Consider the following 15446-nt stretch of genomic DNA (forward strand, 5'->3'; position numbering starts at 1 on the left):
AAGAATAATTTCTTAAGCGTTTTTTTAAAATTCTAACTATTTATTGTTGCTAGTTATTCAACAATAACTTTAGTAGTATAAATCTTATTATCTTTTTCTACCTTAACAATATATACACCAGTCGTTAAAGATTCATTTACAACCTCTGCTCCTGTTATAGTGTAAACAGTATATTCACTTCCCTTTGGAGCTGATACGATCACTTTCCCATCCTCTGTAGCAACTGACACACCTTCTAATGTATTTTTTATATAAGACAATGTACTTCCAGAAATAGTAGCTGAAAAATCATCTAAATAAATAACATCTCCATCTGCTAAATTCGCTGAATCTCCGTCACTATACGCAAAAGCAAACCAGAATGTAACACCATCAAAATTCTCTCCTGCAGTCATTGTTATTGTGATCTCTTCCCACCCCATTGCAGTATTTGTAGTTTCAGTAGTTGCAATAGGTTTAGTTGCTGTATCAGCTCCACTCAACGTGGTTTTAACCCTACCAGATATCTTTATCGTTGAAGCTCTATTCGTTTTAACCCAAACCTTTACCTCTAAAGTTGCACCTGCAAGATAAACATCGTCATATGTTTTTTCATAAGAACTAAATGTCCAAGTAGTTTTATCAACCGGATTAGCTCCTGAACTTGTATTTACAACATACTTTAAACCTTGAGTACCTGTATGAGGATCCTCTGTTGATAAACTTCTAGTAATAAAATCATCACTACCTGTAAAAAAAGGAATTCCTTCAGGATCTTCTAAACCAGGATTCTTAATAAACTCTGAAAAACTCTGAGGTATTGACTCAAGAAACTCAATCTCATCAAAAATCATTTTAGATCCAGATGGATCACTCAATTGATTTTCTCTAACTAAAATATCTAAACGAGTAATTTCTTGACCTGCTGGTATAGAAGTAATATCAATATATGCAGTTGTAAATGTACTAGATAAGCTCTCTATACCACTATGAACAATTGCAGTAAAATTGGTCCCTACACCTGTTGTACCAGCATCTCTAGACGTTCCAGCCACTCTAAAAGAAGCTGCAGCAGTTTCGTTTTTGTATACAATTTTAATATAGCTATATACCGCTCTATCTATTACAATAAAATCATCATCTCCTCCTTGACCTCTTCTAATATTTGCATTCCCATTCCCAAGTCTCTCAAGCGTTAAAGCACCATCGGCAGAAACACCCTCTGAAGGATCATGAGCCACTGTTCCTGTACCATATCCTTTAATCCAACTTTGATCACTCCCTGTAAAAGTATAATGCGTAGGTCCTTGTTGTGCATTAATTTGTAAGGTACTAAAAGCCGCTAATAAAAAAGCGACACCTAATTTGTGTAATTTTTTAATCATAATTTAATCTTTAGTTATCCTTCAAAGTTAAAATTAAGCCTGCCTTGTTTACACCTGTTTTTTCACCAATAACAACACTATTTTATCAAACTGACAAAAAACACCTTCCAATTAAATAAAAATCAACACTATTTTGTTAAAAAAAGAACAGACTATCAAACCCAAATCACAAAAAGAAATCTTCTTAACAAAGAAATTCATACTTGTTAAGGAACTTAACAGTACAAAAAAAAGTCAACCGAATAATCGATTGACTTTAGTAGTATTTATAAACTTTAAACTCTTATTTACCTTGCCAGCCTGCTGCTTTTAGCTGTTTCATTAATTTAACAACTGTACCAGGATTATTCTCCGCAATATTAACCGTTTCATTTGGATCGTTTTTATGATCGTATAACTCCACAAATAATGGTTCAGCTTTTGGTTTTCTCCTATCTTTCCACACTACAAATCTATACCTATCTGTACGCATTGCGTATCCCATTACAAAATCTTCAAATGTTTTACGTTTCCACTTGTCCCCCATCTGAGCCGCAATTCTTTTTTCAATCTTCTTAATTAAAGGCTGAAAGAAAGTAGTTCTAAAAGGAGGAGTAAAAGGTCTAGCAGCCCACTCTCTTAAAGCAGGAGAAGGAAACAAACTAAACGCAGCCTCATTCCATTTTCTAGATGGTTTCTTTAATAGCGGTACTAAAGAAGTTCCCTCAATATTACTTGGTTTATCTAAACCAGCCAAATCGCATAATGTTGGAAAAACATCTACCAACTCCACCAATGCATTAGTTGTTTGTCCTTTTACTTTTTTAGAAACTTTAGGAGCAGATATAATAAAAGGAACTCTTGTAGCAACTTCGTAGTTGGTTGCTTTACCCCAATACCCCATTTCTCCTAAATTAAATCCATGATCTGACCAAAAAACAATAATGGTATTCTCATATTCACCTGTTGCTTTTAAAGCTTCTATCATTCTACCAAGTTGCGCATCTATATAACTAGTACACGCATAGTATCCATGTCTTAATTTACGTTCTAATTCTGGAGAAAATTTTGCCGTTTTAGGCACATCTGCAGCCACTCTAACCTCCATAGATTCTGACAAGCCCATAGAAGCTCCATTTTTAGGTCTCTCCGTATTTTCTGCTAACGGAATAGAAGCTCTATCGTATAAATCCCAATATTTTTTTGGAGCTATATAATCTAAATGAGGCTTCTTAAACCCTAAACCTAAAAACCATGGCTTATCTGCTTTTACCATTTCTTTTAAAGCTCCAATAGCCAACGTAGTATTATAACCATCTTCGTATGTATCGTCTGGTACGTCTGCACACTCAGTAACTGGTCCTTTATCTAACCAATTCTCGCGAATAATTTTTTCTCCATATTTTTCTTCTAAAAATATTTTATTTTTCAGCCACATTAACTGGCTCTCTGCCAAGGCATATCCTCCAGAAGTTTTAGGACAATTTTTATCCCTAGGAAGCTTCTTTACTTTTTTACTCCAAGACAGCTCCATGTCGTTATACCTTCCATGAAAAATTTTTCCTGTATAAGCAGTTTCATACCCATTCTCTCTAAAGTGTTGAGGAATGGTTTTTATACTTGGTCTATTAGCTCTAAAGTCTTGAAATAAGTCTGTTACATTAATACTCTCTGGTCTAGAACCTGTCATAATACTCGCTCTAGAAGGACCACAAATGGCTTGCTGACAGTATGCTCTATTAAACAATACACCTTCTTTTGCTAGCTTATCAATATTAGGCGATTTAACTATTGAAGATCCATAACAACCTAATTCTGTTTTTAAATCGTCCACTGCAATGAACAAAACATTTGGCTTTTTCTCTTGTGCTTGAAAAGTGATGGAAACACATGCCAAAGCCAAATAAAATAATTTTCTCATTTTTAACTCTTTAATTATAATTCAACTTTAAGTTTATAAGAAGGAAACTTAAGTAAGTACTGAACGAACAAATTAAAAAGAATTAGCGCTTGAATTGTAAAACAAAATAAACCAAAACAAGCACTATATTTTCATTACAACCTTATTTAATAATGTAAATAGCATTTTTTTGCTAAAATCATCAAAACAGCGTTGAAAAAAAATCAATTTTGAATTAAAAGTATCTTAATAGAAATCTCCTAAAACTTCTAACTCTGTTTGAAAAGAAACATAGTTCCCTTTGAACTTTTTATCAACACGAGTGTTCATATCTGCAGCGTACGCTACATAATATCCTTTAAAAGTTTCTTTATCGCTTACGGCATATTGAATAGAAAATGTTTTACCACCTTTTTCCTCCTGAACCATTACTCTCGTTAATTTTGCACCTGTAAAACAACCTGTTGCAATCATAGCCGGAATGTGTGTTTTCGTCATATAATCTAACCATTCTTGTAGAATAGTCTCTTCAACATTGGTAGTAACGTTATATATATACATGTTTACTTACTTTTAGCCTTTAGTTAATTACCGCGCGAAAATACTAAATTCTAGTAGCTTATTTCTATTGCCTTGCAACTAAAAGTTGGGTTTTCTTTTTTCCATAAAAGCCTGTACTCCCTCTTTAAAGTCATCCGTTCCAAAACATTTTCCAAACAACTCTACCTCGTTCTGCAAACCAATGTTACCATACACGGCATTAATGGCTTTAATACTCTTCTTTAGACCACAAGGTGAATTTTTAGCCATTTTATTAGCTAAATCTATCGCTTTATCTAATAATTCTTCTTGAGGAACTACATAATTCACTAGCTTTATTTCTAAGGCTTCTTGAGCAGAAATCATCTCCGCAGTCAGAATCATTTCAAAAGCCTTTCCCTTACCTACCAATTGGGTTAGTCTCTGAGTCCCTCCATAGCCTGGTATCAATCCTAAAGTTACTTCTGGCTGTCCTAATCTTGCATTTTCTGATGCAACTCTAATATGAGCAGCCATTGCCAGCTCTAGACCTCCTCCTAAAGCAAATCCGTTAATAGCTGCAATTACAGGTTTAGAATATTTGGCTATTTTGGTAAAAAGTAGGTCTTGTCCAAACTGAGCTAAATCTCTTCCTTCTCTTGGAGAAAAATCTGCAAACTCTTTAATATCTGCTCCAGCCACAAAAGATTTCTGACCTGCTCCTGTAATAATAAGTACCTTAACCGAAGGATCCTGATCGTACACCCCCAACAAATGATTGAACTCTAAAATGGTTTGTTTGTTTAAAGCATTTAACTGCTTTTCTCTGTTGATGGTAATAAATAAAATAGCTCCTTCTTGCTGGTAGTTAAGGTTAGTGATGTTCATTTACGTTTTATTTAGGTAGTTTAATAATGAATTCAGTTCCTAATCCAACTACAGAGTTAAACGATATGCTTCCGTTATAAGCTTCTATAATATTTTTAACCATTGGTAAACCTAACCCCATACCACTACTTTTAGTAGTAAACTTTGGTTCAAAAATATGCTCTTTATCTACCTCTAAAATACCTTTTCCATTATCCTTAACTTTTATCTCAACAACATTCTCTTTTACCTCTACCTTTACTAAAACTTTAGGATTCTCAATAAACTCAGTAGCCTGTATTGAATTTTTCACCAAATTGTTAATAACCCTAACAATCTGATTCTTATCTAAGTTAAGATAAATTTCTTCTTGTGGACAAGTAAATTCTATCTCATTTTGCTCAAAGATATCAACAGCAGATTTTACCACCGAACACAACTCCATTCGCTCCACGTTTTTCTTAGGCATTTGGGCAAAATCTGAGAAAGAAGAGGCAATAGAAGACATAACATCTATTTGTTGGGTTAACATTTCTGCGTAATCTTTTACCTTTTCACGTATTCCTTCTTCATTGGGATCAAAATTTCTTTCAAAACTCTGCACAGTTAACTTCATAGGAGTTAACGGATTTTTTATTTCGTGCGCTACTTGTTTGGCCATTTCTCTCCAAGCTTGTTCTCTTTCACCTCTTGCCAACTTATCGGCACTTACTTCTAACTCGTCAATCATACTATTAAATGCTTCTACAATTAAAGCAATTTCCGAAGTTGTTCCTTCTACATCCAATCGTTCATTCTTCTTTAACAATTTGGTTTTTTGAATTTTATCAGAAATAGATTTTAAGGAACGAGTAATATAACTGGACAAGAAGTAAGAAATAGCTACAGCCAACAACAGCATTACTCCATACACTAAAAACAAACGATTTAAAAAAGCAGACAACTGTTCTTGCTCTTGTTTGTTATCCTGAACATATTCTACTTTTAAAATCCCAACTTTAGTACCCTCTCTATCTTTTATATAAGAATAAGCCATCTGAGAAATTTCTCCACCCTCTAAGGGAATTGAAGACTCATGTTTTTCTCCTTTTCTTAAGCCTACTAAAATCTCTTTTGGAATTCTTTCCTTAAAAATACGGAACCAAGGCTCGTAGGAGTTCAACTGCATTTGTCCGTTTAAATCGTAAATACCCATTTTCATTTTATGAACTGTAGCAATCTCGTAAATACGTTCTCTAAAAATAAACCCTAAAAACTGCTGGGCAGCTGGATAAATTGTATTCTCCAACTCATAATTTACATTCTTCTGAACGGCCTTCTCCTTTCTATCGAACCTAGAGTAATAATATTGTTTTGTTTGTTCCTTGTACTGCTTAACCGTTACTACGGCAATTAAAACCGAAGCCAGTCCTACCAAAAGCAACATGGCTAAAAATATTCTAGTTCTTAAAGAAACTTTATTCATAATATCTATTACTGTCTTAAAAATTAGTGCACTACGCTACTTCTTCTTGGCTAAACACCTCTTGTAAATAATTGTAAGTCTTTCCATACAAAAGCCAAGCCAATTTAAGCAAAGAACTATGGAGAAACAAAAAAGACGATGCGTTTGCATCGTCTTCTTTTATATTTGATTTTAATTACCCTACAATATTGATAATTTTTCCTGGAACCACAATTACTTTCTTAGGCGTTCTACCTTGTAACTGAGCTTCTGTTTTCTCATGAGCCATTACAGTTTTTTCTATATCTTCTTTAGACATATCCAACGGTAACTCTAATTTAAATCTCATTTTTCCGTTAAAAGAAACCGGATATTCTTTAGAGCTTTCTACCAAATGACTTCCATCAAACTCTGGGAAAGTAGTGTAAGCAATAGACTCTGTGTTTCCTAGTTTTTCCCATAACTCTTCAGTGATGTGAGGAGCATATGGAGAAATTAACACCAATAAAGGTTCTAAGATTTCTTTCTTATTACACTTTAAAGAAGATAATTCGTTCACCGCAATCATAAAAGTACTTACCGATGTATTGAAAGAGAAATTCTCTATATCCTCTTGTACCTTTTTAATTGTCTTATGTAATGTTTTCAATTCATCTTTACTTGGTGCTCCCTCTACTCCTTTAAAGTCATTTGCATTGGCATACAATCTCCATAACTTCTTTAAGAAAGAGTGAGATCCAGAAATACCAGCAGTATTCCAAGGCTTAGATTGCTCTAAAGGCCCTAAGAACATCTCGAACAAACGTAAACTATCTGCTCCGTATTTTTCACAAATAGCATCTGGGTTTACAACGTTGAACTTAGACTTCGACATTTTCTCAACCTCACGTCCAACAATATACTTTCCATCTTCTAACACAAACTCCGCATTTGCGTATTCTTCTCTCCAGTTTTTAAAAGCTTCTGTATCTAACTCATCTTGCGCATTTACAAAAGAAACATCTGCGTGGATTGGTTGTACTTTCTGATCTCCAATTAACCCTTTAGAAACATAGGTCTGAGTCCCTTCTAATCTGTAAACAAACGCAGAAGTACCCGTAATCATTCCTTGGTTGATTAGCTTCTTTGCAAACTCATCTACAGGTACATGTCCTAAATCGAACAAGAATTTTTGCCAGAAACGAGCATATAATAAGTGCCCTGTAGCATGCTCAGAACCACCTAAATATAAGTCTACTTCTTTCCAGTACTCTAATGCTTCTTTACTTGCAAACTCGTTTGGATTGTTAGCATCCATATAACGGTTAAAATACCAAGACGAACCTGCCCAACCTGGCATCGTATTCAATTCTAGTGGAAACACAGTTTCATTATCAATCAACTCATTACTCACTACTTTGTTCTCTGTACTATTCCACGCCCAAACCTCAGCATTTCCTAACGGTGGTTGCCCATCTTCTGTTGGCAAATATTTCTCCACCTCTGGCAATATGATTGGTAAATGCTCAGCGGCTATCATTTTTGGCATTCCATCTACATAGTACACAGGGAATGGTTCTCCCCAGTAACGTTGACGGCTAAATACTGCATCGCGCAAACGATAATTTATTTTTCCTTCACCAAATCCACGTTGCTCCATTTCGTAAATAGCCAACTTGGTAGCTTTCTTTACGTTTAATCCTGATAAGAAATCAGAATTGGCAATTTTTGCTGTTTTATCTTCACATGCACCTTCTGAAATATCTACTCCTTCAAAAATATTTTTGATTTCAATATCAAAATGCTTTGCAAAATCGTAATCACGTTGATCTCCACATGGTACAGCCATTACAGCTCCTGTTCCATAACTTGCCAACACATAGTCTCCTAACCAAATAGGTATATTCTCTCCTGTAAAAGGATGCTTTGCATATGCTCCCGTGAATACTCCAGAAATCGTCTTAACATCTGCCATACGATCTCTTTCCGAACGTTTTGCGGTAACTTCAATATAAGCATCAACCGCTTCTTTTTGTTCGGGTATTACAATTTGAGCTACCAATTCGTGCTCTGGAGCCAATGTCATAAATGTTACTCCAAAAATAGTATCAGGGCGAGTGGTAAACACCTCTATTTTTTCTTCTGAATTCTCAATAGCAAACTCAACCTTTGCACCTTGAGAACGTCCAATCCAATTGGTTTGAGAATCTTTTAAAGGTTGTGGCCAGTCAATAGTAGTTAAACCATCTAACAAACGTTGTGCATAGGCAGAAATTCGCATAGACCACTGCATCATTTTCTTACGAACCACTGGATGACCTCCACGCTCAGACAACCCGTTAATAATTTCATCATTTGCCAAAACTGTACCTAAAGCAGGACACCAATTCACTTCGGTCTCCGACAAATAGGTCAATCTGTATTTTGCTAAAATTTGCTCTTGTTCTTTATCAGAATAAGCTTTCCATTCTTCGGCAGTAAATTCTACCACATCTTCAGCACAAACCGCTTTTACGTCTGCAGTACCATTTGTTTTAAAAGCTCGAACTAAAGTTTCAATTGCTTCTGCTTTATCAGTAGCAACGTTATACCAAGCATTGTACAACTGAATAAAAATCCATTGTGTATGCTTGTAATATTCTGGTGTTGACGTTTTAATCTCTCGAGACCAATCGAAAGAAAAACCAATTTTATCTAACTGCCTTCTATAGGTATTGATATTAGTTTCTGTAGTAACCGCTGGGTGCTGTCCTGTTTGAATTGCATATTGTTCTGCAGGCAACCCAAAAGAATCGTACCCTTGTGGGTGCAATACATTAAATCCTTTATGACGTTTGTAACGCGCAAAAATATCTGAAGCAATATACCCTAATGGATGCCCAACATGCAATCCTGCTCCAGAAGGATAAGGAAACATATCTAACACATAGAACTTTGGTTTTTCCGATTGATTTTCGGCTTTAAAAGTCCCATTATCAGCCCACTTCTTTTGCCATTTGGCCTCTATCTCATTAAAGTTATACTCCATGATAATCTCTTAGAATTTGAGTGGCAAATTTAATGGTTTTGTTTGACTGTCAATAGTTTTTTTTCCAATATCAATTAAGAAGCAGAAAAACAAAATCCTTTTTTCAAAATGCTAGTTCAAAAAAAATAGCTGACCCTTGTAAATACTTAAAAAAACAAAAAACCAACTCTTAAAACTCTAAAAGACAAAAAGCTACATTTTTTAAGTTAAAACTCTTTGTTACAGCCACAAAAACAACCTTAAAAAAATAACAAAAACAAACCAAAAACATCGTTTTTTTAGTATTTTCACAACCGCTTAAAAGAAAAGGAGAAAATAAAATAACAAATGAAAGAAAAAATTGCTTTTTTAGTAACAAATAGAATTTTACATAAAAATAATTCCCCGCATTTAAAAGAGTTAATACCTGACCAATTTGTTAGAAATTGCAAAGCAGATATTGAAGAATTATCGCATACACTTAATTCTACCAAAAACGATTTATTGGATATTAAATTAGATGACTTTAAAAAGCCTTATGTAGAAGCATTTAATGATTTTTTCATCAAAAGATACTTACCATTTGAGTCAAGACTTAAAGATGCCAACACAAACATCATTCTAACTTTTAAAAAAAAATTAGAACACAATATCACTAAACTAGATCGTAACATTGTTCACATAGAAAGTATCCTAAATAAAAGGTTAATCGCTACATGCTCCTATCCTGCAAGAATCTTTTTAGATTTTTACATGAACTGTTCTTCTTTACTAATTCTTTTAAAACAAGAAGAATATAGACTAGCACACCTTACAGAAGAAGATTCTTTTAACCTAGAACTTTTAGAATACAATTACGAAAACTTAATTAATCAGAGCCTCGTATTTATACAAGAAACATCTAGAGGGTTTAAAGAAGGAAGACTTGCACAAATAACTTTTAAAAACGAGACAAACAAATTGTTTGATTCTGAAATAGTAAGCTTTAATCTAGAATACAAAGATAAGTATGCTTCTACTTATGAAAACGACATTCTAAAACAAAGTGCTATTTACAAAAAAACAAGATGCAATTCGGTATACGACACATACACTCAAAAAAATGATACGAAAAAGAAATACTCCCTTGTGTACCCTGTCTGGAGAAAAGAATATGAAAGCCACATGCAGAATGTTTACAGCACATTATTAGAGTATGAAAGAGTAAATATTAAACCAGTACAAGAATCCTTTTTACTAGCCAAAAACTCATTATCTAAATTAACATCTCCTCCTGAAGAAATATTAAATTAGAACAAAAAAAAAAGAGACCGTTTTAGAGTGCCCCCAAAATGTTAGACACAATTTGGGGGTATTTTTATGTCTAGAAAAGTAAAGTACACATTTGAATTTAAACGTAAATGTGTTTTGTTGTTTTTTAAAGAACATCAATCGGTTATTAGTATTTGTAAAGAATTAAAGCTTCATCATTCTATTGTTTACCGTTGGTGTCAGCAGTATGAGAAAGATGGTCTACAAGGATTATTACCAAAACAAACAAAGCATTACTCTCCATCTTTTAAACTAAATGTATTACAGACTATAGATAGAGACAATCTCTCTATGGCTGAAGCTAGTTTAATTTTTAATATCGGAGGAGATTCTGTAATACATAATTGGAGGGTACGCTATAATTCTTTAGGTTTGGATGGTCTAAAAGATAAACCTAAAGGTAGACCTATTGGTATGAAGACTAAACATACAAGAAGTAAATCTAAACCATTAACTAAAGAAGAAGAACTTTTAAAAGAGAATCAATCTTTAAAAGCAGAACTTGATTTGCTAAAAAAGTTACATGCCTTAGCTCAAACCAGAGAGAAAAAGCAATAGCCATAGATGGGTTAAGGCATAAACATGATTTATCACTATTGTTAAAGCATGCGAATATGGCTAGAAGTAGCTTTTATTATCATTTGCAAAAAAGTAGAGAGCCTGACAAATATGAACTTATTAAAAAGTTAATTACTCAGATTTATCATCAAAACAAAGGAAGATATGGTTATAGAAGGATCACCTTAGAGTTAAACAATCAAGGAATAATGATCAATCATAAGACAGTATTTAGACTAATGAAATCTATGAAGTTAAAGTCTCTAGTCAGAATAAAAAAATATCGTTCTTATAGAGGGAGTCAGGGAAAAATAGCTCCTAATATTCTCCAACGAAATTTTAAGGTATTAAAACCTAATCAAAAGTGGGCTACAGATATTACAGAATTTAAAGTTCTGGGTGAAAAACTATATTTATCACCAATTATAGACTTATATAACAGAGAAATTATAAGTTATCATATCTCTAGAAGCCCTAACTTCAAACAAATAACAACCATGCTTGACAAAGCTTTTAAAAAGCATAAGCTTAATAAAACCTTACTGCATTCTGACCAAGGGTGGCAATATCAAATGAAGAGATATCAGACTTTATTGAAAAAAAACAATATCATTCAAAGTATGTCTAGAAAAGGAAATTGTTTAGATAATGCTATTATTGAGAACTTCTTTGGAACTTTGAAATCAGAACTATTTTACCTTAAAAAATGGAACTCAATTAATCAACTAGAAAAGGAAATTAAAGAATATATTAGCTATTATAATGAGGAGAGAATCTCATCGATTTTAAATGGAATGAGCCCGATAAAATATCGAGCTCAGTTCTATAAGTAATTTTTAACCGTCCAACTTTTGGGGGCTAGTCCATTTTTTAAGCGGTCTCTTTTTTCTTAGTTTCTTATCAAACTATTTTACAATAACTTTAGCAGTCCCTTTTTCGGTTACCAAAATATACAACCCAGAAGTTAATCCAGAAACATTGATAGAACCTGTTGCTTTTTGCTCTAATACTGTTTGACCAACAGTATTTACCAACTTGTACGTTTCAGCTCCTTCAACATTTACTGTTAAAATATCTTCTACTGGGTTAGGAGATACTGCTCCTGAAAGATCCTTTTGTGGTGATTTGAAAGAAAGTGTAGCACTTTGCTGAATAGCATCAATATAACGAGTATGAGGAAATGCAGATGGTACAGGATAAGAAAACTGAACCCTCGTACCAGTTGCATCTGCTGGGAAACCAGTAATATCAAAGGTAACACTCACCCATTCAGTCGCAGATGTAGTAGAGAATGAACTACTAGTAGCATTAAAATTTGAATTACCGGTTGCTCCTGGTGTAACACTTGAATTTGGATATAATAAACTTATATTTATCGTTCCATTAGTAACAACTTCGCCAGGCATATATAATATCGAAATGTATTGCCCATCAGACAACTTAACAGGAGTGGCCGTAGTGGCAATTAAAGAAGCGTACCATGAAAAAGCTCCTGATGTTGTATATTTAACCTGCATCACATTTGTAGAATTATCTCCACCAGTTGTACCTGCAGGATACGCTACAAGAGAAGACTCAAATCGATCCGATGAGGTATTTGGTGTATTAATATGCCCTTGATTCTGATCCGTGATTGTAGGAGCTGTACCATCAAAACTCTCCACATACTGTCCATAAGACAATGAACTAACAGCTCCTAGAGCTAAAGAAAAAAGTAATTTTTTAAACATAATAAGTAGTATTTTAAATTAGTAGCTCTAATTTACTTAAACTAGACAATTATCACAACATTAAATCGCCTATACAATACATTAAACTAATAGTCTATGAAAAATCCTAGTGATTTGTTCTAGTATTAAAGACATTTGATCGTTTTATCAAAAAAAACAAAGGAGTGCTAGTAGCACTCCTTTGTTTTTTGTGTCAGTAAATCATTAAAATCTACAAACTCATAGGAACTGTAACCAATGTTTCTCCCCATGCTAAATATAAATTCATCTTTTTATCAAAAGCCATTGCAAATGCCTCTACGAACTTCCCTGTTTTAGAGACTTTTGCTTCTATCCTAGCAACATCATTTTCTTTGTTATACGAATATGCCCCCCATACATTTGTATCAGAACTAATAATGATAGTCCAATTATCTTTACCCGGAATTGTAAAAAACGAATAGGTTCCTGCTTTTACTTTTTTACCCCCCAACACAACATCCTTAAAAAAACGAATTTCAGTAGCTTCGTTAGCCCCTGTTCTCCATACTTTTCCAGGTACTGCTAAACTCTCCACTGCTCTACCCTTTAACTGAGGCCTACTATAAACTACTTTTACTATTTTGTTTGCGTTTTTATACCCCAATGGATACGAAGCCACATCTAACGGGCTTTTATCAAGTCCTCTAAAATTTTGCGCATTTAAAGTACCCAATCCTAAGACAATGGCTACCAGAGCTAGTAATCTTTTCATAATTTTATAATGTTTGTTGTTTATTATTACTTCCTAAATTTATCAATAATCACACCAATTACAGCATATTATTAAATTTAAGTGTACCATATAGATATACAATCATTAATATTTTAAAATGTTGACCTAATTAAACTATCTTTGCGTGTTGAACAAGCTAGTATTTAAGATACATGAAGAACATCAGGAATTTTTGCATTATTGCACACATTGATCACGGTAAAAGTACCTTGGCCGATAGACTTTTAAGTTTTACAGATACAGTAACGCAGAGAGAAGAACAAGCTCAGTTGTTAGACAATATGGATTTGGAGAGAGAACGTGGTATTACCATTAAGTCTCATGCCATACAAATGGAATATAAATTTGAAGGAGAAGAATATGTTTTAAACTTAATTGACACTCCTGGTCACGTAGACTTTTCTTATGAAGTTTCTCGTTCTATTGCTGCTTGTGAAGGAGCATTGCTAATTGTAGATGCTGCTCAAAGTATACAAGCGCAAACCATTTCTAACCTTTACTTGGCTTTAGAAAACGACCTAGAAATTATTCCTGTTTTAAACAAGGTAGATTTACCAAGTGCAAACCCAGAGGAAGTTACAGACGATATTGTTGACTTATTAGGTTGCGAGCCAGAAGATGTGATTCACGCAAGTGGTAAAACTGGTTTTGGTGTAGAAAATATTTTAAAAGCAATTATAGATAAAGTTCCTGCACCAGAAGGAGAACCAGAAGCTCCTTTAAAAGCATTAATTTTTGACTCAGTTTACAATTCTTACAGAGGAGTAGAAACCTACTTTAGAATTATTGACGGTACTATTAAAAAAGGTCAGAAAATTAAATTTATGGCCACAGGTAACGATTATTTTGCTGACGAAGTAGGTACGCTAAAATTAAATCAGGTTGCCAAACAAGAAATAAAAACCGGAGATGTTGGTTATTTAATCACCGGAATTAAAACAGCCTCTGAAGTAAAAGTAGGAGATACTATTACTGATTTTGCAAATCCAACCACAGATAATATTGATGGTTTTGAAGATGTAAAACCAATGGTATATGCAGGTATTTACCCTGTAGATACTGAAGACTACGAAGAGCTAAGAGCTTCTATGGAAAAGCTGCAATTAAACGATGCTTCCTTGGTATTTCAACCAGAGAGTTCGGCAGCTTTAGGTTTTGGTTTCCGTTGTGGTTTCTTAGGAATGCTACACATGGAAATTATTCAGGAACGCTTGGAACGTGAATTCAACATGACAGTAATTACCACGGTTCCCAACGTATCTTACTTTGCATACACCAAGAAAAATCCAGACGAACAAATATTAGTAAACAACCCAACAGACTTACCAGATCCATCTAGTATGGACAGAGTAGAAGAACCTTATATTAAGGCCTCTATTATTACAAAGGCAGACTTTGTTGGTCAGGTAATGAGTTTGTGTATAGAAAAACGTGGAGAAATTGTAAATCAGACTTATTTAACGCCAGAACGTGTTGAGTTAATTTTTGACATGCCATTGGCAGAGATTGTTTTTGATTTTTACGACCGACTAAAAACCGTTTCTAAGGGATACGCTTCATTTGACTACTACCCTATTGGAATGAGAACTTCTAAATTGGTTAAAGTAGATATTTTATTAAATGGAGACTCTGTAGATGCACTTTCTGCATTAATACACGCAGACAATGCCTACCATATTGGTAAAAAAATGTGTGAGAAATTAAAAGAATTAATTCCTCGTCAGCAATTTGACATTCCAATACAAGCAGCCATTGGAGCAAAAATCATTTCTAGAGAAACGACAAAAGCTTTAAGAAAAGACGTTACCGCTAAGTGTTACGGTGGAGACATCTCTAGAAAACGTAAACTTTTAGAGAAACAAAAGAAAGGAAAGAAAAGAATGAGACAAGTAGGTAATGTAGAAATACCTCAAGAAGCATTCATGGCTGTATTAAAGCTAAACGACTAAAAATCAAACCCCTTGCTAAGCAAGGGGTTTTTATTTTCAATTAGTTTGATATTTAAACCAATTAAAAAGTACTAATTTATCTTGA

Annotated in this window: 12 protein-coding genes; 4 read left to right on the forward strand and 8 right to left on the reverse strand. The window is 33.9% G+C overall.

What is annotated here, in order from left to right; genetic code table 11:
• Positions 1 to 53 precede the first annotated feature (53 nt).
• The 6 genes from ACXHHC_RS08730 to leuS all read right to left on the reverse strand — a co-directional run bounded on the left by ACXHHC_RS08730 (position 54) and on the right by leuS (position 9080).
• Positions 54 to 1364 (reverse strand): T9SS type A sorting domain-containing protein, encoded by a 1311-nt coding sequence (locus ACXHHC_RS08730; RefSeq protein ID WP_458225982.1) that lies wholly within the window; start codon positions 1362 to 1364, stop codon positions 54 to 56.
• 283 nt (positions 1365 to 1647) lie between these two features.
• Positions 1648 to 3264, reverse strand: a complete 1617-nt coding sequence (locus tag ACXHHC_RS08735; protein ID WP_458225983.1) for a sulfatase — start codon at positions 3262 to 3264, stop codon at positions 1648 to 1650.
• A gap of 225 nt (positions 3265 to 3489) precedes the next feature.
• Positions 3490 to 3804, reverse strand: coding sequence for a DUF4286 family protein (locus ACXHHC_RS08740; RefSeq protein ID WP_458225984.1), 315 nt, complete (start codon positions 3802 to 3804; stop codon positions 3490 to 3492).
• Between the two features lie 78 nt (positions 3805 to 3882).
• The gene (locus tag ACXHHC_RS08745) at positions 3883 to 4650 is read right to left on the reverse strand and encodes an enoyl-CoA hydratase/isomerase family protein (RefSeq protein ID WP_458225985.1); all 768 of its coding nucleotides are present in this window, start codon (positions 4648 to 4650) and stop codon (positions 3883 to 3885) included.
• Between the two features lie 7 nt (positions 4651 to 4657).
• A complete protein-coding gene (locus tag ACXHHC_RS08750; protein ID WP_458225986.1) occupies positions 4658 to 6094 on the reverse strand; it encodes an ATP-binding protein in 1437 nt (478 codons plus the stop codon).
• Between the two features lie 175 nt (positions 6095 to 6269).
• Positions 6270 to 9080, reverse strand: coding sequence for a leucine--tRNA ligase (gene leuS / locus ACXHHC_RS08755; protein ID WP_458225987.1), 2811 nt, complete (start codon positions 9078 to 9080; stop codon positions 6270 to 6272).
• A gap of 327 nt (positions 9081 to 9407) precedes the next feature.
• Between leuS and ACXHHC_RS08760 the strand changes: the two genes are divergently transcribed.
• The 3 genes from ACXHHC_RS08760 (at position 9408) to ACXHHC_RS08770 (ending at position 11761) form a co-directional block, all read left to right on the forward strand.
• Positions 9408 to 10352: a hypothetical protein gene (locus tag ACXHHC_RS08760; protein WP_458225988.1), complete on the forward strand. Its 945-nt coding sequence runs from the start codon at positions 9408 to 9410 to the stop codon at positions 10350 to 10352.
• 66 nt (positions 10353 to 10418) lie between these two features.
• Positions 10419 to 10928: a transposase gene (locus tag ACXHHC_RS08765; protein WP_458225989.1), complete on the forward strand. Its 510-nt coding sequence runs from the start codon at positions 10419 to 10421 to the stop codon at positions 10926 to 10928.
• A 2-nt stretch (positions 10929 to 10930) separates the two neighbouring features.
• On the forward strand, positions 10931 to 11761 hold the full coding sequence (locus ACXHHC_RS08770; RefSeq protein WP_458229243.1) for an IS3 family transposase: 831 nt from the start codon (positions 10931 to 10933) through the stop codon (positions 11759 to 11761).
• Between the two features lie 72 nt (positions 11762 to 11833).
• Here ACXHHC_RS08770 and ACXHHC_RS08775 read toward each other — a convergent pair whose 3' ends face one another.
• Together ACXHHC_RS08775 and ACXHHC_RS08780 are read right to left on the reverse strand one after the other, a co-directional pair.
• The gene (locus ACXHHC_RS08775; protein ID WP_458225990.1) at positions 11834 to 12658 is read right to left on the reverse strand and encodes a T9SS type A sorting domain-containing protein; all 825 of its coding nucleotides are present in this window, start codon (positions 12656 to 12658) and stop codon (positions 11834 to 11836) included.
• Positions 12659 to 12869: 211 nt separating this feature from the next.
• A complete protein-coding gene (locus tag ACXHHC_RS08780; protein WP_458225991.1) occupies positions 12870 to 13391 on the reverse strand; it encodes a DUF2911 domain-containing protein in 522 nt (173 codons plus the stop codon).
• Between the two features lie 173 nt (positions 13392 to 13564).
• On the opposite strand from ACXHHC_RS08780, the gene lepA reads away from it, so the two are divergent.
• A complete protein-coding gene (lepA, locus tag ACXHHC_RS08785; protein WP_458225992.1) occupies positions 13565 to 15361 on the forward strand; it encodes a translation elongation factor 4 in 1797 nt (598 codons plus the stop codon).
• The last annotated feature ends 85 nt before the right edge of the window (positions 15362 to 15446 follow it).

This window comes from Wenyingzhuangia sp. IMCC45574, from assembly GCF_054182685.1.

What these genes read in the sequence shown, in the direction of transcription:
- ACXHHC_RS08775 (WP_458225990.1), bottom strand. Translation starts at nt 12,658, where the DNA reads ATGTTTAAAAAATTACTTTTTTCTTTAGCTCTAGGAGCTGTTAGTTCA.
- lepA (WP_458225992.1), top strand. Translation starts at nt 13,565, where the DNA reads ATGAAGAACATCAGGAATTTTTGCATTATTGCACACATTGATCACGGT.
- ACXHHC_RS08760 (WP_458225988.1), top strand. Translation starts at nt 9,408, where the DNA reads ATGAAAGAAAAAATTGCTTTTTTAGTAACAAATAGAATTTTACATAAA.
- leuS (WP_458225987.1), bottom strand. Translation starts at nt 9,080, where the DNA reads ATGGAGTATAACTTTAATGAGATAGAGGCCAAATGGCAAAAGAAGTGG.
- ACXHHC_RS08740 (WP_458225984.1), bottom strand. Translation starts at nt 3,804, where the DNA reads ATGTATATATATAACGTTACTACCAATGTTGAAGAGACTATTCTACAA.
- ACXHHC_RS08745 (WP_458225985.1), bottom strand. Translation starts at nt 4,650, where the DNA reads ATGAACATCACTAACCTTAACTACCAGCAAGAAGGAGCTATTTTATTT.
- ACXHHC_RS08780 (WP_458225991.1), bottom strand. Translation starts at nt 13,391, where the DNA reads ATGAAAAGATTACTAGCTCTGGTAGCCATTGTCTTAGGATTGGGTACT.
- ACXHHC_RS08735 (WP_458225983.1), bottom strand. Translation starts at nt 3,264, where the DNA reads ATGAGAAAATTATTTTATTTGGCTTTGGCATGTGTTTCCATCACTTTT.
- ACXHHC_RS08765 (WP_458225989.1), top strand. Translation starts at nt 10,419, where the DNA reads ATGTCTAGAAAAGTAAAGTACACATTTGAATTTAAACGTAAATGTGTT.
- ACXHHC_RS08750 (WP_458225986.1), bottom strand. Translation starts at nt 6,094, where the DNA reads ATGAATAAAGTTTCTTTAAGAACTAGAATATTTTTAGCCATGTTGCTT.
- ACXHHC_RS08730 (WP_458225982.1), bottom strand. Translation starts at nt 1,364, where the DNA reads ATGATTAAAAAATTACACAAATTAGGTGTCGCTTTTTTATTAGCGGCT.